Annotated in this window: 13 protein-coding genes and 1 pseudogene; 3 read left to right on the top strand and 11 right to left on the bottom strand. The window is 54.1% G+C overall.

Features of this window, described 5'->3' with window-relative positions:
* Nucleotide 1: 1 nt before the first annotated feature.
* Nucleotides 2-778 (top strand): thiazole synthase, encoded by a 777-nt coding sequence (locus EGK14_RS20605; RefSeq protein ID WP_125290952.1) that lies wholly within the window; start codon nucleotides 2-4, stop codon nucleotides 776-778.
* Nucleotides 775-1896: a 2-iminoacetate synthase ThiH gene (thiH, locus tag EGK14_RS20600; protein WP_125290951.1), complete on the top strand. Its 1122-nt coding sequence runs from the start codon at nucleotides 775-777 to the stop codon at nucleotides 1894-1896. Before EGK14_RS20605 ends, thiH begins: the two co-directional genes overlap by 4 nt.
* Nucleotides 1897-1952: 56 nt before the next feature.
* On the opposite strand, the gene EGK14_RS20595 is transcribed toward thiH, so the two are convergent.
* Entirely contained in the window at nucleotides 1953-2849 is an 897-nt protein-coding gene (locus EGK14_RS20595) for a glycosyltransferase family 32 protein (RefSeq protein ID WP_233598560.1), read from the bottom strand.
* A gap of 538 nt (nucleotides 2850-3387) precedes the next feature.
* On the bottom strand, nucleotides 3388-4827 hold the full coding sequence (locus EGK14_RS20590; protein WP_125290950.1) for a PLP-dependent aminotransferase family protein: 1440 nt from the start codon (nucleotides 4825-4827) through the stop codon (nucleotides 3388-3390).
* Nucleotides 4828-4909: 82 nt separating this feature from the next.
* On the opposite strand from EGK14_RS20590, the gene EGK14_RS20585 reads away from it, so the two are divergent.
* The gene (locus tag EGK14_RS20585; RefSeq protein WP_370256554.1) at nucleotides 4910-5185 is read left to right on the top strand and encodes a DUF1127 domain-containing protein; all 276 of its coding nucleotides are present in this window, start codon (nucleotides 4910-4912) and stop codon (nucleotides 5183-5185) included.
* 120 nt (nucleotides 5186-5305) lie between these two features.
* Here the strand turns inward: EGK14_RS20585 and rpoC are convergent, their stop codons facing one another.
* From rpoC to EGK14_RS20535, 9 genes and pseudogenes are all read right to left on the bottom strand, one after another.
* A complete protein-coding gene (gene rpoC / locus EGK14_RS20580) occupies nucleotides 5306-9526 on the bottom strand; it encodes a DNA-directed RNA polymerase subunit beta' (protein ID WP_125290948.1) in 4221 nt (1406 codons plus the stop codon).
* Between the two features lie 77 nt (nucleotides 9527-9603).
* The gene (gene rpoB / locus EGK14_RS20575; protein ID WP_125290947.1) at nucleotides 9604-13632 is read right to left on the bottom strand and encodes a DNA-directed RNA polymerase subunit beta; all 4029 of its coding nucleotides are present in this window, start codon (nucleotides 13630-13632) and stop codon (nucleotides 9604-9606) included.
* Nucleotides 13633-13952: 320 nt separating this feature from the next.
* A complete protein-coding gene (rplL, locus tag EGK14_RS20570) occupies nucleotides 13953-14318 on the bottom strand; it encodes a 50S ribosomal protein L7/L12 (protein ID WP_125290946.1) in 366 nt (121 codons plus the stop codon).
* 62 nt (nucleotides 14319-14380) lie between these two features.
* Nucleotides 14381-14878: a 50S ribosomal protein L10 gene (gene rplJ / locus EGK14_RS20565; RefSeq protein WP_125290945.1), complete on the bottom strand. Its 498-nt coding sequence runs from the start codon at nucleotides 14876-14878 to the stop codon at nucleotides 14381-14383.
* Between the two features lie 405 nt (nucleotides 14879-15283).
* Entirely contained in the window at nucleotides 15284-15988 is a 705-nt protein-coding gene (gene rplA / locus EGK14_RS20560) for a 50S ribosomal protein L1 (protein ID WP_125290944.1), read from the bottom strand.
* 3 nt (nucleotides 15989-15991) lie between these two features.
* Entirely contained in the window at nucleotides 15992-16420 is a 429-nt protein-coding gene (gene rplK, locus EGK14_RS20555) for a 50S ribosomal protein L11 (RefSeq protein WP_125290943.1), read from the bottom strand.
* 163 nt (nucleotides 16421-16583) lie between these two features.
* A complete protein-coding gene (gene nusG, locus EGK14_RS20550; protein ID WP_024966040.1) occupies nucleotides 16584-17129 on the bottom strand; it encodes a transcription termination/antitermination protein NusG in 546 nt (181 codons plus the stop codon).
* 1 nt (nucleotide 17130) lies between these two features.
* Nucleotides 17131-17514, bottom strand: a complete 384-nt coding sequence (gene secE / locus EGK14_RS20545; RefSeq protein ID WP_125290942.1) for a preprotein translocase subunit SecE — start codon at nucleotides 17512-17514, stop codon at nucleotides 17131-17133.
* A 229-nt stretch (nucleotides 17515-17743) separates the two neighbouring features.
* Nucleotides 17744-17819, bottom strand: a pseudogene (locus tag EGK14_RS20535) (elongation factor Tu); the annotation flags it as partial.

Here is a 17819-nt window from a genome sequence, read left to right as displayed (position 1 = left end):
TATGCTACAGATTGCTGATAAAACCTTTTCTTCCCGGCTGTTTACCGGCACAGGCAAGTTTTCCAGCCCTGCCGTGATGCTCAATACACTTCGGGAATCCGGCACGCAGCTGGTGACGATGGCGATGAAACGCGTGGATTTACGCGGCGGCGATGACGGCATTCTGGCGCCCTTACGTCAGCTGGGCGTGCAGCTTCTTCCCAATACTTCCGGCGCGAAAACCGCCGAGGAGGCTATTTTTGCGGCTCGCCTGGCGCGGGAGGCGCTGGGCACGAACTGGGTGAAGCTGGAAATCCATCCCGACGTGCGTTATCTGCTGCCCGATGCCGTCGAAACGCTGAAGGCGGCGGAAACCCTGGTGCGGGAAGGCTTTACCGTCCTGCCCTACTGCCATGCCGATCCGGTGCTGTGCAGAAGGCTTGAAGAAGCGGGCTGTGCGGCCGTGATGCCGCTTGGCGCACCGATTGGCAGCAATCAGGGGCTGAAAACCCGGGATTTGCTGGCGATCGTTATTGAGCAGGCCAGCGTCCCGGTGGTGGTTGACGCAGGCATTGGCGCGCCCAGCCACGCCAGCGAAGCGCTGGAAATGGGCGCCGATGCGGTGCTGGTTAATACCGCCTTGGCTTCCGCTCGCGATCCTGTGCAGATGGCGCGCGCTTTCCGCCTCGCTGTAGAAGCGGGGGAACTGGCGCGGCAAAGCGGCCTGGGCAGCCAGCGGCAGCAGGCCGTCGCCACCAGCCCGCTGACCGGCTTTTTGCAAAGCGGAGTGACGCCATGAAAAGCTTCGTCTCGCAGTGGGAACAGCTGGACTGGGACGATATCCGCCTGCGCATCAACAGCAAAACTTCGGCTGACGTGGAGCGGGCGCTGAATGCCTCTGTCGTTGGCCGCGAGGAGCTGATGGCGCTGCTTTCGCCTGCCGCGCAGGCCTGGCTGGAACCGATGGCCCGTAAAGCGCAATTGTTGACGCGCCAGCGCTTCGGCCATGCCGTGAACCTCTTCGTTCCGCTTTATCTTTCCAACCTGTGCGCCAACGACTGCACCTATTGCGGCTTCTCTATGAGCAACCGGATCAAGCGTAAAACGCTGGATGCGCAGGAGATCGAGCGCGAGTGCCTGGCGATCCGCGCAATGGGCTTCGATCAGCTGCTGCTGGTCACCGGCGAGCATCAGGCGAAAGTCGGCATGGATTATTTTCGCCGTCATCTTCCCGCCATCCGCGCACATTTCAGCTCGCTGATGATGGAAGTGCAGCCGCTGGGCCAGCAGGACTATGCGGAGCTGAAAACACTGGGGCTGGATGGCGTGCTGGTCTATCAGGAAACCTATCATCCGACGGTATATGGTCAGCACCATCTGAAAGGCAACAAGCAGAACTTTTTCTTTCGGCTGGAAACGCCGGACAGACTGGGACGCGCAAGGATCGATAAGATCGGTCTCGGCACGCTGATCGGTCTTTCCGACAGCTGGCGCGCCGACTGCTATATGATGGCGGAGCATCTGCTGTGGCTGCAGAAAACGTACTGGCAAAGCCGCTATTCGGTTGCTTTCCCTCGCTTACGGCCCTGTGCCGGCGGCATTCAGCCCGCCTCTGACATGAATGAAGCCCAGCTGGTGCAGGTTATCTGTGCTTTTCGTCTGTTTGCGCCGGAAGTGGAGCAGTCGCTGTCAACACGCGAATCGCCGCAGTTCCGTGACAAGGTGGTGCCGTTGGCGATCAATACGATCAGCGCCTTCTCAAAAACGCAGCCTGGCGGCTACGCTGAGGAGCAAAGCGAGCTGGAGCAGTTCTCACCGCACGATAATCGCCATCCGCGGCAGGTTGCCGAAGCGCTGATTCGCTCCGGCATGCAGCCGGTCTGGAAAGACTGGGACAGCTGGCTGGGAAGAGACTGAGCGCCTGTGCTGCCGGAACCGAGAAAATCAGCATCTCTTACCCGGTTCAGAAGAGCCTAAGCGCCTGCGCTGCCGGACATGCCGGGCATCGGCATGTCCGGCACGTTCGGCAGACTGTCGGGTGCATCCGCAAACAGCACCTGCCCCAACAGGCTGTCTTTATTAACTGCGCCATAGCGTAAATTGGTGCTAAGGTATTTTCGATCCAATCCGGTCAGCTTAACGATAGGCGGCAAAACATCCGGCAGGCGATCGATCATCAGCATCCGGCTAAGCTGTACGGCGTCCCAGCTCACCAGGCGCTGATAATAAAGCGCGTTGGCCTCGCACTTTCTTAAATAAAAGTTGTAATCATTATATTCGCGCAGCGCCTGCTGCTGCGTAATATTCAGGATAAGATATTGCGGGTCGGTAATTTTCTGGACCAGCTCCTGATAGTTGGGCAGCTGCTGAAGTTGTTTAAACATTTCTTCTGCGCCCAGGGTAAGAACAGGACGGAAATAGCTTAGCCAGCTGGCAATAAACGAGTTCTTTTTCGGCGCGGCCATAAACCAGGTTTCAATTACCGGATAGCGTCGATCGACAGTGGAGACATCGCGATAAAACGCCACCATGTCATAACGCTGATTGGCGTTAACCGCCAGAAACTCATCCAGCGTACGGTTCAGTATCACGCTGGCATCCATCCAAACGCCACCGTATTTATACAGCAGCTCCAGACGAATAACGTCGCTTCTGTGCGCCACCAGCATATCCTGACGCGTAAAGACCAGCTCGGGCAGATAGTGGGACAGATTCGCGTCATTCACCACCGTGACCGACCATTCCGGGTTCTCGCGCGAGACCTTATCAACGAAGCTCTGAATTTCTTTCGGCAATGTCGAGCCTGCCCAAAACATCCAGACCCTTTCTGGGATGTCGCCGGACATTCTGTTATGAACAATAATATCCATATCCTGTTCCAGGGCAGGATTATATTCCGCTAATTTTTTTCTTTTCAGTAAGGCTTTTTCAACACGCAGACGTAGCGAAACCGCATTTTTCATGGCCGGACGCACCATGGCCTTTATCTTATTTTTATTCATAATACCTCACAGCAGCTGGCTGACAGTGCTGAGTGACGATCGGGAAGCGCCGCGTGGCCGGCAGCAGAAATTTATATTAATTTAACAAGACGAGACAGACATCTCAATATTAAGCGCAGAGCCTGAGCGCATTTAAGAGAAAGCTCAGAAAAAGAATACAAATCAAAAAAATATATATAATATAAATGCTAACACCCTACCCCTGAAAATTCCTATAAATAATAAATGAGCCCTTCCTTACGCTCTATTTTTTAACGTAAAAATAAAGAAGGGCAATAAATATCCGATGCGGCTTCCATAAATCCACTCTGATTATGACTGGCGCTGGCAGGATGAATAGAATCGCTGTTGGCGTTGTGAAAAGCCGCGCCCAGGCCCGTCAATATTTTCCTCTCGGGCCTGCCCTTCACTCCACGACGATACCGGGAGGCGCCGCCTCGAAAGCCTGTTCAATGGCGGATCCCAGCGTGACCAACGCGCTTTCCGTCTCTGCCGTAAAAGGCAGGCCGTAATTCAGGCGCAAACAGTTTTGATATTTGCCCGAGGCAGAAAGCAGCGACCCAACGGCGATCTGCACGCTCTCATCACGCATCTGCTGACTCAGCTTCATCGTGTCCACGGCTTCCGGTAGCTCAATCCACAGCAGATAGCCGCCCTGCGGACGCGTAACGCAAATGCCGCAGGGAAAATACTGTAAGACGGCAGCGGTAAATACATCCAGGTTACGCCGGTAGTACTGCCTCATACGGCGGAGATGGGCAGGATAGTATCCCTGCCGGACAAACTCCGCTGCCGCGAGCTGCGTGTGCTGCACGCCTGAACCGGTGACGATATATTTCATATGTAGCACACGATCCAGATAACGGCCCGGCACGACCCAGCCTACGCGCAGCCCCGGTCCCAGCGTTTTGGAAAACGAACTGCAAAGCAGCACGCGCCCATCACTGTCGAATGCTTTTATCGTCGGCGGCCGCGGGTACTCCCAGGCCAGTTCGCCATAGACATCGTCCTCAATAATGGCGATATCAAAGCGCTGCGCCAGTGCCAGCAAGGCACGCTTACGTCGCTCCGGCATAATAAAACCCAGCGGGTTATTGCAGTTGGGTACCACAATTACCGCTTTAACAGGCCATTGCTCCAACGCCAGCTCCAGTGCTTCCAGGCTGATACCAGTCTGCGAATCGGTCGGGATCTCAATCACCTTTACGCCAAAGCCGCGCAGCGTCTGCATAATACCGTGATAGGTGGGCGACTCTACCGCCACAATATCGCCTGCCTGACAAACGGCGCGAATCGATACCGATAAAGCTTCATGGCAGCCGTTGGTAACAACAATTTCTTCTGGCGTGAGCTGGCAGCCGCTGTCGATGGCCAGACGGGCCACCTGCTCGCGCAGCTCGGGCATGCCGTAAATATTGTCATACTCCAGCAGCCTGCTGTCCTGATGCCGGGCGAGACGGCCGATAATTTTCCACAGCGGTTTCAGAGTCGACTGTACCAGGTTAGGCGTACCGCTTCCGAGCTGCAGCATTCCCTGTTCCTGCCGGGTACTAAGCTGCTGCAGTACCGCTTCCCACTGCGTGACGTCTACAGGCTGCTGAACCGGACGCGTCAGCGGAGGCAAAGGATGTACGGATTGATGCGGCGTTACGAAATAACCGGAACGAGGCTGAGGCGTAATCAGCTGCTGCTCTTCCAGCAGATAATAAGCCTGCTGAACAGTGCTGATACTGACGCCATGCTCTTTGCTCAGTGCCCTGACCGATGGCAGACGTTCTCCGCACAGGTAAAGCCCCTGATTAATACGCTGTGCCAATAAATTAGCCAGATGCTCATAACGTGTCATCGCTTTTATTTTCCTCTCGCAGGGGAAACCAGTACAGATCCGCAGGCAAAACACCATTCAGACTCACTATCGCGCAGTTTGTATGTTAAATAAAAGTGATTATTGCATCTGTATCCCTGTCGGGCCGCCGCGCAAAATAGTTGCACAGCGGAATGAGGAGACGGGGATGGAATTTAACGAAAACAGAGGTGGGCAGCCTTTCAGAGCGTCGCCCTTTGTGCTGATGTTCAGGTTACCGCGGCGGCTCTGGTTGGCCTGGCGGCACCAGGCACGCAGCCGCAAAGCATTAGCACGGTTGAGCGATGCGCAGCTAAGAGATATCGGGCTAACCAGTGATGATATAAAACGATACCGGTAGGCCAGCTATCCGAAGCGGCTTTCTTACGGTGATACCTTAGCCCTGACCAACACATCATCACATTTCAGGCATAAAAAAACCCCACCGAAGTGGGGTTTTTACAGTCAGTGGGGAAGACGATTAATCGTCGTTGCCGCCCAGACCCGCGTTCAGCAGTTCTGCCAGGCTGGCAGACGCTTCATCTGCCGTGACCTGAGGAACTACAGGCGCTTCGCCTGCCGCTTTACGGCGCATACGATCCTGGTGATAAGCGTAACCGGTACCGGCTGGGATCAGACGACCCACGATTACGTTCTCTTTCAGGCCGCGCAGTTCGTCGCGTTTGCCCGCAACGGCTGCTTCGGTCAGTACGCGCGTCGTTTCCTGGAAGGAAGCGGCGGAGATGAAGGACTCGGTCGCCAGTGACGCTTTGGTGATACCCAGCAGATCGCGCATATAGGTCGCTGCGATTTTGCCGTTGGCTTCCAGCTCACGGTTAGAAATCTTAACGCGTGAAACTTCAACCTGCTCGCCGTCCAGGAAGTCGGAGCTGCCCGCGCTTGCAATGGTTGCTTTACGCAGCATCTGACGAACGATGACTTCGATGTGCTTATCGTTAATCTTAACGCCCTGCAGGCGGTAAACTTCCTGCACTTCGTTAGTGATGTAACGGGTCACCGCATGCACGCCACGCAGACGCAGAATGTCATGTGGCGACTCTGGGCCATCGGAAACCACGTCACCGCGCTCTACGCGTTCACCTTCGAATACGTTCAGCTGACGCCATTTCGGGATCATCTCTTCGTACGGATCGCTACCGTCAACCGGCGTAATCACCAGACGACGCTTGCCTTTGGTCTCTTTACCGAAGGAGATAATACCGCTGATCTCCGCCAGGATTGCTGGCTCTTTCGGACGACGCGCTTCGAACAGGTCAGCAACGCGTGGCAGACCACCGGTGATGTCCTTGGTACCGCCGGATTCCTGCGGAACACGAGCCAGGGTATCACCCGAGCTGATCTTCACGCCGTCTTCCAGCTGCACAATCGCTTTACCCGGCAGGAAGTACTGAGCAGGCATATCGGAGCCTGGGATCATCACATCATTGCCGTTGGCATCAACGATTTTCAGCGCAGGACGCAGATCTTTACCGCCGGACGTACGCTCTGCGCTGTCCAGGATCACCAGAGAAGACAGACCGGTCAGGTCATCCGTCTGGCGGGTAATGGTCTGGCCGTCGATCATGTCGGTAAAGCGGACGAAACCGCTCACTTCGGTGATAACCGGCATGGTGTGCGGATCCCAGTTTGCTACGGTCTCGCCCGCTGCAACCTGCTCGCCGTCGCCTTTCGCCATGGTAGAACCGTAAGGAACCTTATAGCTCTCTTTGGTACGACCGAATTCATCGATCATTTTCAGCTCGGTGTTACGCGAGGTGATAACCAGTTTGCCGGCGGAGTTGGTAACCGACTTGGCGTTAGAGAGTTTAATGGTACCTTTGTTCTTCACCTGAATGCTGGATTCAGCAGCCGCACGCGATGCCGCACCACCGATGTGGAACGTACGCATGGTCAGCTGCGTACCCGGCTCACCGATGGACTGTGCTGCGATAACGCCGATGGCCTCACCTTTATTGATGATGTGACCACGCGCCAGATCGCGTCCATAACAGTGGGCGCACACGCCGAAGTCAGTTTCACAACTTACTACGGAGCGGACTTTCAGGCTGTCAACAGAATGCTCTTCCAACAGGTCACACTGCTGTTCGTGCAGCAGGGTGTTGCGTGGCAGCAGGATGTCGGCCGTACCCGGCTTCAGCACGTCTTCTGCGGTAACACGACCCAGTACGCGTTCGCGCAGTGGTTCTTTCACGTCGCCACCTTCGATAACCGGAGTCATCATGATGCCTTCGTGCGTGCCACAGTCGTCCTCGGTCACCACCAGATCCTGCGCTACGTCTACCAGACGACGGGTCAGGTAACCGGAGTTCGCGGTTTTCAGTGCGGTATCCGCAAGACCTTTACGAGCACCGTGGGTCGAGATGAAGTACTGAAGTACGTTCAGACCTTCACGGAAGTTCGCGGTAATCGGCGTCTCGATGATGGAGCCATCTGGCTTAGCCATCAGGCCACGCATACCGGCCAGCTGACGGATCTGCGCAGCAGAACCACGAGCACCGGAGTCGGCCATCATAAAGATGCTGTTGAAGGAAACCTGGCGCTCTTCTTCACCGTCACGGTTAATGACGACTTCGGTAGAGAGGTTTTCCATCATCGCTTTCGCAACGCGTTCGTTGGCCGCAGCCCAGATATCGATCACTTTGTTGTAGCGTTCGCCCGCGGTAACCAGACCAGACTGGAACTGCTCCTGGATCTCGGCAACTTCGGTTTCCGCTTCGCTGATGATCTCAACTTTTTTCTCTGGGATCACCATGTCGTCGATACCTACAGACGCACCAGAGCGTGCCGCGTAGGCAAAACCGGTGTACATGGTCTGGTCAGCAAAGATAACCGTTGGCTTCAGGCCCAGGATGCGGTAACAGGTGTTCAGCATCTTGGAGATCGCTTTCTTACCCAGCGCCTGGTTGACGATAGAGTAAGGCAGGCCTTTCGGCACGATCATCCACAGGATCGCACGACCAACCGTCGTATCGATCAGGCTGGTTTTCGACGTCCATTCGCCCTGCTCGTTTTTCTCGTGCTCGGTGATACGCACCTTAACGCGAGCGTGCAGAGACGCCAGGCCAGCGCGGTAAATACGCTCGGCTTCTTTTGGACCGGTCAGCACCATGCCTTCGCCTTTGGCGTTAACACAGTCGCGGGTCATGTAATACAGACCCAGAACAACGTCCTGAGAAGGAACGATGATTGGCTCGCCGTTCGCAGGTGACAGGATGTTGTTGGTAGACATCATCAGCGCACGCGCTTCCAGCTGGGCTTCCAGCGTCAGCGGAACGTGAACAGCCATCTGGTCACCATCGAAGTCGGCGTTATAAGCCGCACAGACCAGCGGGTGCAGCTGGATAGCTTTACCTTCGATCAGCACTGGCTCAAATGCCTGGATGCCCAGACGGTGCAGCGTTGGCGCACGGTTCAGCAGGACCGGGTGTTCGCGGATCACTTCATCCAGGATATCCCAGACGACAGCTTCTTCACGCTCAACCATTTTCTTGGCGGCTTTGATGGTGGTAGCAAGACCACGCAGCTCCAGCTTGCCGTAGATAAAGGGTTTGAACAGCTCCAGCGCCATTTTCTTCGGTAGACCACACTGGTGCAGACGCAGGTATGGCCCTACGGTGATAACGGAACGACCAGAGTAGTCGACGCGTTTGCCCAGCAGGTTCTGACGGAAACGACCCTGTTTACCTTTGATCATATCGGCCAAAGATTTCAGAGGACGCTTGTTGGAACCGGTGATCGCACGACCGCGACGGCCGTTATCCAGCAGCGCATCGACCGCTTCCTGCAGCATACGTTTTTCGTTACGTACGATGATGTCAGGCGCGGCCAGATCCAGCAGGCGCTTCAGACGGTTGTTACGGTTGATGACGCGACGATACAGATCGTTCAGATCTGAAGTAGCGAAACGACCGCCGTCCAGCGGCACCAGCGGACGCAGATCCGGCGGCAGTACAGGCAGCACGGTCAGGATCATCCACTCTGGCTTGTTGCCAGACTGCACGAACGCTTCCAGCAGCTTGATACGCTTGGTCAGCTTTTTACGCTTGGTTTCGGAATTGGTTTCGTTCAGCTCTTCGCGCAGCTGCTCGCATTCCTGCTCCAGATCCATGTTTTTCAACAGGGCCTGAACCGCTTCCGCACCCATTTTCGCGTCGAATTCGTCACCGAACTCTTCCAGCGCGTCCAGATACTGCTCTTCAGTCAGGATCTGACGGCGCTCAAGGTTGGTCATGCCACCTTCAACCACGACATAAGATTCGAAGTACAGCACGCGTTCGATATCACGCAGCGGCATATCCAGCAGCAAACCGATGCGCGACGGCAGCGATTTCAGGAACCAGATGTGCGCCGTTGGCGAAGCCAGCTCGATGTGGCCCATACGCTCACGACGAACCTTGGTCTGTGTAACTTCAACGCCACACTTCTCACAGATCACGCCGCGATGTTTTAAACGCTTGTACTTACCGCACAGGCATTCGTAATCTTTTACCGGCCCGAAAATACGCGCACAGAAAAGCCCGTCACGTTCTGGTTTGAACGTACGGTAGTTAATGGTTTCTGGCTTTTTAACTTCACCAAAAGACCAGGAACGGATCATGTCTGGCGAAGCCAGCGCAATTTTGATCGCATCAAACTCTTCGGTCTTAGTTTGCGCTTTCAGAAACTTAAGTAAGTCTTTCACGGATTAGCTCCCGTCGGAGTGAGACTTCTCAGGACGCCCGGGGCCGGGCGTCCTGTAACCAGTACAAATTCGAGTGCTTACTCGTCTTCCAGCTCGATGTTAATACCCAGCGAGCGGATCTCTTTCAACAGTACGTTGAAGGATTCCGGCATGCCCGGTTCCATCTGATGGTTGCCGTCAACGATGTTTTTATACATCTTGGTACGGCCGTTGACGTCATCAGACTTCACGGTCAGCATTTCCTGCAGGGTATAGGCGGCGCCGTATGCTTCCAGCGCCCACACTTCCATCTCACCGAAGCGCTGTCCACCGAACTGCGCCTTACCACCCAGCGGCTGCTGAGTAACGAGGCTGTAAGAACCGGTAGAACGCGCGTGCATCTTGTCATCCACTAAGTGGTTGAGTTTCAGCATGTACATGTAGCCAACGGTAACCTGACGCTCAAACTGCTCGCCGGTACGGCCATCGAACAGGGTAATCTGACCGGAAGAAGGCAGGCCGCCGAGCTGCAGCAGCTCTTTGATCTCGCTCTCTTTCGCGCCGTCAAACACTGGCGTGGCGATTGGCATACCTTTTTTCAGGTTCTCTGCCAGACGCAGTACTTCGTCATCGCTGAAGGTGTTCAGGTCTACTTTCTGACGCACATCAGTGCCCAGATCGTAAGCGCGCTGAATAAACTCACGCAGTTTGGAGACTTCTTCCTGCTTTTTCAGCATGGCGTTGATTTTCTCGCCGATGCCTTTTGCAGCCATACCCAGGTGGGTTTCAAGAATCTGACCAATGTTCATACGTGACGGTACGCCCAGCGGGTTCAGTACGATATCGACCGGCGTGCCGTTCTCATCGTATGGCATATCTTCGATCGGGTTGATCTTGGAGATAACACCTTTGTTCCCGTGACGACCTGCCATTTTGTCACCAGGCTGGATCTGACGTTTAACGGCCAGATACACTTTAACGATTTTCAGCACGCCAGGTGCCAGGTCATCGCCCTGCGTGATTTTGCGGCGTTTCGCTTCGAGTTTCTTCTCAAACTCGTGCTTCAGCTCGTCGTACTGCTCCGCCAGCTGCTCCAGCTGACTCTGTTTTTCTTCGTCGGTCAGGCCGAGTTCCAGCCAGCGCTCGCGCGGCAGCTTGTCCAGTTTTTCCGCTTCAACGCCGCCGGAAACCAGCAGGTAGTTGATACGGCTGAACAGGCCGGCTTCGAGGATCTGCAGTTCTTCAGACAGGTCTTTCTTCGCCTGCTTCAGCTGCATCTCTTCGATTTCCAGCGCGCGCTTGTCTTTTTCCACGCCATCGCGGGTAAAGACCTGCACGTCGATAACGGTACCGGACACGCCATTTGGTACGCGCAGAGAAGAGTCTTTCACGTCAGACGCTTTCTCACCGAAGATGGCACGCAGCAGCTTCTCTTCTGGCGTCAGCTGGGTTTCGCCTTTAGGCGTAACCTTACCAACCAGAATGTCGCCGCCGGTCACTTCCGCACCGATATAAACGATACCGGATTCATCCAGCTTGGAGAGCGCAGCTTCACCCACGTTAGGGATATCGGCCGTGATCTCTTCCGGCCCCAGCTTGGTGTCGCGAGACACACAGGCGAGTTCCTGAATGTGGATAGTGGTGAAGCGATCTTCCTGTACCACGCGCTCGGAAACCAAAATGGAGTCTTCGAAGTTGTAGCCGTTCCACGGCATGAACGCGACGCGCATGTTTTGACCCAGCGCCAGCTCGCCCAGATCCGTTGAAGGACCATCGGCCAGCACGTCACCGCGCTCGATTGGCTCGCCCAGATTGACACACGGCATCTGGTTGATGCAGGTGTTCTGGTTAGAACGGGTGTACTTGGTCAGGTTGTAAATGTCGATACCGGCTTCGCCCGGGTACATCTCGTCTTCGTTAACTTTGATAACGATACGGGACGCATCCACGTACTGAACGGTACCACCACGTTTCGCTACGGCTGTTACACCGGAGTCAACCGCTACCGCACGTTCCATACCGGTACCAACCAGCGGCTTGTCAGCGCGCAGGGTCGGAACCGCCTGACGTTGCATGTTTGCACCCATCAATGCGCGGTTGGCGTCATCGTGCTCCAGGAACGGGATCAGGGACGCACCGACAGAAACCACCTGCTGGGTGGAAACGTCCATGTAGTCAACCTGGTCGCGGCTGAACAGGCTCGATTCGCCTTTGCTACGGCAGGTCACCAGGTCGTCTACGAAGTGACCTTCGTCGTCGAGGTTGGTGTTTGCCTGAGCGATAACGTAGTTACCCTCTTCAATTGCAGAGAGGTAATGAATTTCGTCGGTCACCACGCCTTCGCGAACGCGACGGTATGGGGTTTCCAGGAAACCATACTCGTTGGTCTGCGCATAAACAGACAGGGAGTTGATCAGACCGATGTTTGGACCTTCAGGCGTTTCGATTGGGCACACGCGACCGTAGTGAGTCGGGTGAACGTCTCGAACTTCAAAGCCTGCACGCTCACGCGTCAGACCGCCCGGGCCAAGTGCAGAGATACGACGCTTGTGCGTAATCTCAGACAGCGGGTTGTTCTGGTCCATAAACTGTGACAGCTGGCTGGAACCAAAGAACTCTTTCACTGCCGCAGAAATCGGCTTGGCGTTGATCATATCCTGAGGCATCAGGGTATCGAGATCGCCCAGGGAAAGACGCTCTTTCACCGCACGCTCAACACGAACCAGACCTACACGGAACTGGTTTTCAGCCATTTCGCCGACGGAACGGATACGACGGTTGCCGAGGTGGTCGATATCATCCACTTCGCCAATACCGTTACGGATACCGATGAGCTTCTTCATCACTTCGATGATGTCGTCTTTGCTCAGGATACCGGAACCTTCGATTTCGTCACGCAGCAGAGAACGGTTGAACTTCATACGGCCAACCGCTGACAGATCGTAGCGGTCTTCCGAGAAGAACAGGTTCTCGAACAGGTTTTCAGCCGCTTCACGCGTTGGCGGTTCGCCAGGACGCATCATGCGGTAGATCTCAACCAGCGCGCTCAGGCGATCGGTGGTTGGGTCGACGCGTACGGTCTCAGAGATGTACGGGCCGTGATCCAGATCGTTGGTAAACAGCGTTTCAATGCGCTTGTGGCCGGACTGGCTCAGCTTGGCCAGCAGATCCAGCGACAGCTCCATGTTCGCGGCAACGATCAGTTCGCCAGTGCTTTCGTCGATGTAATCTTTAGCGACGACTTTACCCGCGATATATTCAACCGGAACTTCGATGTGCTCAACGCCATCTTTTTCCAGCTGACGAATGTGGCGTGCTGTAATGCGACGGCCTTTCTCAACGTAAATAGTGCCGTTGGCTTCGATATCGAAGGAGGCAGTCTCACCGCGCAGGCGCTCAGGCACCAGTTCCATCTGCAGCTTATTGTTGCGGATCTCATACACCACTTTCTCGAAGAACAGGTCAAGGATCTGCTCAGTGGTATAGTTCAGCGCGCGCAGAATGATGGTCGCTGGCAGCTTGCGGCGACGGTCAATACGAACGAACAGGTTGTCTTTCGGGTCAAACTCGAAGTCTAACCAGGAACCACGGTAAGGGATGATGCGTGCGTTATACAGCACTTTGCCCGACGAGTGGGTTTTACCCTTATCGCTGTCAAAGAAGACACCAGGACTACGATGCAGCTGAGAAACGATAACGCGTTCTGTACCGTTGATCACAAAGGTACCGTTATCGGTCATGAGCGGAATTTCGCCCATGTACACTTCCTGCTCTTTGATGTCTTTAACGGTGCCTTCCGGCGCTTCACGCTCGTAGATCACCAGGCGCAGTTTTACGCGCAAAGGTGCAGAATACGTGACGCCACGGATCTGACACTCTTTGACATCAAAGACGGGTTCGCCTAAACGGTAGCTGACGTACTGCAGCTCAGAGTTACCGCTATAGCTTTGGATAGGGAATACGGAACGGAATGCCGCTTCCAGACCATATTGACCTTCCGGATCTTGCTCGATGAACTTCTGGAACGAGTCAAGCTGGATAGAAAGGAGATAAGGAATGTCCAGAACCTGCGGACGTTTTCCAAAATCCTTACGAATGCGTTTTTTCTCGGTATAGGAGTAAACCATAGGGTTCCTCAGCTCGCTGAAAAGTAGAACCTCTCTGTCCGTCCAGGGGGGACAGTTCATGCAACACTATTTTGTTGGGCCGGAATGAACATCTTCCGTAATACCTCTTTCTATCACTCTTAAATCATTTCGTTGCCGTGCAAGGCAGGGAACCCTGCGGGGAAGCAATATATTAAGGCGTCGATAGAAAAAGACATTAAGCAAATCAGTGGATAAACGGTGTGAAATGCCACTGACGCTCTACAGCGCAAAAAGGCTGGTGACCAAAAAGTCACCAGCCGTCAGTCTGATTAACTCAGACTGCAACCTGAAAGGTTGGCTTATTTAACTTCAACTTCTGCGCCAGCTTCTTCCAGAGATTTCTTCAGAGCTTCTGCGTCGTCTTTGCTGATGCCTTCTTTCAGGGCAGCAGGTGCAGACTCAACCAGGTCTTTAGCTTCTTTCAGGCCCAGACCGGTTGCGCCACGTACGGCTTTGATTACGGCAACTTTGTTAGCGCCGATAGCTTTCAGCACAACGTCGAACTCAGTTTTTTCTTCAGCAGCTTCAGCCGGGCCTGCAGCAACAGCTACAGCAGCAGCAGCAGAAACGCCGAATTTTTCTTCCATAGAGGTAACCAGCTCAACAACGTCCATTACAGACATAGCTGCTACTGCTTCCAGAATTTGTTCTTTAGTGATAGACATGACAATTGTTCCTGTAAATCAGAAATAGTTTATACGTTAAAGTGCAACGGGCAAAAAAGTGCTTAAGCAGCTTCTTTGGCGTCGCGTACGGCAGCCAGGGTGCGGACCAGTTTGCCTGCAGCGGCTTCTTTCATGGTCGACATCAGACGTGCCAGCGCTTCTTCGTAAGTTGGCAGAGTTGCCAGACGGTCGATATTCGCCGCCGTGATCAGCTCACCTTCAAAGGCCGCAGCTTTGACCTCAAATTTTGCATTCGCTTTCGCGAACTCTTTGAACAGACGAGCAGCAGCGCCCGGGTGTTCCATAGAGTATGCAATCAGGGTCGGACCAACAAACGTGTCTTTCAGGATCTCAAACTGAGTTCCTTCAACGACGCGGCGCAGCAGGGTGTTGCGAACAACACGCATGTAAACGCCAGCTTCACGACCTGCTTTACGCAGTTCAGTCATTTTGTCTACGGTCACGCCGCGGGAATCCGCAACTACCGCAGACAGCGCGCCTTTGGCTACTTCGGTGACTTCAGCAACAATCGCTTGTTTGTCTTGAAGATTTAATGCCATTAGCTTTTGCTCCTGGATTTTGACCGGGGAAGGATTCCCCCGGAACTCACATCACCTGCGACCAAAGTCAGCAGGCGCTCAAACACGGTGAGCAGAATCCAGCAAAGACTATAAAAATATTCTTCAGGTTCTGTCACCGTCTACGCAGGAAATTAAGTTCCTTTCGAAACACCTGCGGTCTTGGACGGAGGCCTGGATAAGGCCAGGCTCCAACCGAAAATTCTGTCTATTCTGCATCATTCGGACAGATACGACCGCTTTTGTTCACACCAGCTACATAGCGAGCTATGCGCCCGGCGATTCACTCGCCCTGTCTCGGTCCGATTGACTTGAATAGAGGTTCTGTATATTTACAGAACAACGGGCCAAAGATTCTAGTCGAAAATTTCGCCCGCGTAAAGCAGATTAGTTAGCTACAGCGTTCAGGCCAGCCTGATCGACTGCCACACCTGCACCCATAGTGGTGGAGATGCTAACTTTCTTGATGAAAACGCCTTTCGCCTGAGAAGGTTTCGCTTTTTTCAGCGCAACCAGCAGGGCTTCCAGGTTTTCTTTCAGCTTATCGGACTCGAAATCAACCTTACCGATAGTGGTATGGATGATGCCGTTTTTGTCGTTACGATAGCGAACCTGGCCCGCTTTAGCGTTTTTAACCGCTTCAGCAACGTTTGGCGTTACGGTGCCAACTTTCGGGTTTGGCATCAGACCGCGTGGGCCCAGAACCTGGCCCAGCTGGCCAACAACGCGCATAGCATCCGGAGATGCGATAACCACGTCAAAGTTCATTTCGCCCTTTTTGATCTGGTCAGCCAGATCTTCCATACCTACCAGCTCTGCGCCAGCTGCTTTAGCAGCTTCAGCGTTTGCGCCCTGGGTAAATACGGCAACGCGTACTGAACGACCGGTGCCGTGTGGCAGTACGGTTGCACCGCGCACGTTCTGGTCAGATTTACGAGCATCAATGCCCAGATTTACTGCTACGTCAACGCTTTCTACGAACTTGGCCGTTGCCAGTTCCTTCAGCAGAGCGACAGCTTCGTTGATGTCATACTGTTTAGTTGCATCAACTTTGTCACGGATCACGCGCATGCGCTTGGTCAGCTTAGCCATTTCTTAGTCCTCTACCACCAGGCCCATGGAACGAGCAGTACCTTCGATTGAGCGAGTCATCGCTTCAACGTCAGCACCAGTCATGTCCGCAGCTTTGGTTTCTGCGATTTCACGTACCTGAGCACGTGATACTTTACCTACTTTGTCTTTGTTCGGCTTGCCGGAACCAGACTTGATACCCGCCGCTTTTTTCAGCAGTACAGCTGCCGGAGGCGTTTTGGTAACGAAGGTGAAAGAACGGTCAGAGTAAACGGTAATAACAACCGGGATCGGCAGACCTTTCTCAACGGATTCTGTTTTGGCGTTAAACGCTTTACAGAATTCCATGATGTTAACACCCTGCTGACCCAGTGCCGGACCTACTGGCGGACTTGGGTTTGCCATACCGGCTGCAACCTGCAGCTTGACGTAGGCTTGTACTTTCTTAGCCATGATATTTCCTCTATTGGGTTCAATCGCTCGGCAAAGAGCTCCCCGTAATTAATATTCACGCGCTGTAGCAGCGCATAAAAACAAAAGGCGCGAAATTGTAGGGCAATTTCGCGCCTTCCGCAACCGTTATTCTGGTTGTCGGCTTACATTTTATGCAGACCGATCAGCCTTTCTCAACCTGTCCAAAGTCCAGCTCAACCGGCGTAGCGCGGCCGAAAATGGAAACGGAAACTTTCAGGCGGCTTTTTTCATAGTCCACTTCTTCCACCACACCGTTGAAGTCGGCAAACGGACCGTCGTTAACGCGGACCATTTCACCGGGTTCAAACAGGGTTTTCGGACGTGGCTTATCGCCAGCAGACTGCAGGCGGTTCATGATCGCGTCGACTTCTTTATCGCTAATAGGTGCCGGACGATCGGATGTTCCACCAATGAAACCCATGACGCGCGGCACGCTGCGCACTAAGTGCCAGCTTGCATCGTTCATGACCATTTGTACCAGAACATAGCCCGGGAAGAACTTGCGTTCGCTTTTGCGACGCTGACCGCCACGGATTTCAACCACTTCTTCGGTTGGCACCATGACGTCGCCAAAAAGCTCTTCCATGTTATGTAATTTGATATGCTCGCGCAGCGACTGGGCTACACGGCCTTCAAAGCCGGAAAACGCCTGAACGACGTACCAGCGCTTTTTTGGAGCTTCAGACATCTCAGAACCTCAGGCCAGTGATAAACGATACCAGACGGACCAGAATACCATCCAGTCCCCACAAAATCAGTGACATCACGGCAGTAACCGCGGCAACGATTAACGTGGTATGCAACGTTTCCTGACGAGTCGGCCAAATAACCTTGCGAACTTCTGTGCGCGCTTCGCGGGCAAAAGCCAGGGTTGCTTTGCCCTTCGTCGTCAGCAGCGCAATGCCACCTGCTGCTGCGATCAGGATTACAACGGCCAGCGCGCGCAGCGGGAGGGTGACATCACGATAATAGTAGTTGCCGACCACGGCCACGAGCAGCAGCAACGCCACCACTAACCACTTTACCGTTTCCAGTCCACGCCCGCTCCCTTGAGCTTCGGTATTAGCACTCATAAACCAACCTGCCACAATAGATCAGAAACTATTTTGCCCCGTAATACGCGGCAACCGAACCGAATAATGCGCTCAGGCGAAACTCGGCATATAACGCCGTGCTACAGAGCCTGCCTCAGCAATGATTATGGTTGAAAATCACTGATGAGCCAGGTTCTATGTTACAGCGTGCAAAAAGGGCATCAAATGATGCCCTCTTCTTGTGCGTTGCGTCAAATATTATCAGCGATTAAGCGATAACTTTAGCAACAACGCCCGCGCCAACGGTACGGCCGCCTTCACGGATTGCGAAACGCAGACCGTCG

Origin of the sequence: Erwinia sp. 198 (assembly GCF_003937915.1) — a bacterium.
In the GTDB taxonomy this organism is placed as follows: Bacteria; Pseudomonadota; Gammaproteobacteria; order Enterobacterales; family Enterobacteriaceae; genus Erwinia; species Erwinia aeris.
Note: the sequence above shows the minus strand (reverse complement) of the source record. Positions and strands in the feature narration are given on the sequence as shown.

Excerpts from the sequence above, each read along its gene's own strand:
- EGK14_RS20605 (WP_125290952.1), top strand. The coding sequence starts at position 2 with ATGCTACAGATTGCTGATAAAACCTTTTCTTCCCGGCTGTTTACCGGC.
- thiH (WP_125290951.1), top strand. The coding sequence starts at position 775 with ATGAAAAGCTTCGTCTCGCAGTGGGAACAGCTGGACTGGGACGATATC.
- EGK14_RS20595 (WP_233598560.1), bottom strand. The coding sequence starts at position 2,849 with ATGGATATTATTGTTCATAACAGAATGTCCGGCGACATCCCAGAAAGG.
- EGK14_RS20590 (WP_125290950.1), bottom strand. The coding sequence starts at position 4,827 with ATGACACGTTATGAGCATCTGGCTAATTTATTGGCACAGCGTATTAAT.
- EGK14_RS20585 (WP_370256554.1), top strand. The coding sequence starts at position 4,910 with ATGTTAAATAAAAGTGATTATTGCATCTGTATCCCTGTCGGGCCGCCG.
- rpoB (WP_125290947.1), bottom strand. The coding sequence starts at position 13,632 with ATGGTTTACTCCTATACCGAGAAAAAACGCATTCGTAAGGATTTTGGA.
- rplL (WP_125290946.1), bottom strand. The coding sequence starts at position 14,318 with ATGTCTATCACTAAAGAACAAATTCTGGAAGCAGTAGCAGCTATGTCT.
- rplJ (WP_125290945.1), bottom strand. The coding sequence starts at position 14,878 with ATGGCATTAAATCTTCAAGACAAACAAGCGATTGTTGCTGAAGTCACC.
- rplA (WP_125290944.1), bottom strand. The coding sequence starts at position 15,988 with ATGGCTAAGCTGACCAAGCGCATGCGCGTGATCCGTGACAAAGTTGAT.
- rplK (WP_125290943.1), bottom strand. The coding sequence starts at position 16,420 with ATGGCTAAGAAAGTACAAGCCTACGTCAAGCTGCAGGTTGCAGCCGGT.
- nusG (WP_024966040.1), bottom strand. The coding sequence starts at position 17,129 with ATGTCTGAAGCTCCAAAAAAGCGCTGGTACGTCGTTCAGGCGTTTTCC.
- secE (WP_125290942.1), bottom strand. The coding sequence starts at position 17,514 with ATGAGTGCTAATACCGAAGCTCAAGGGAGCGGGCGTGGACTGGAAACG.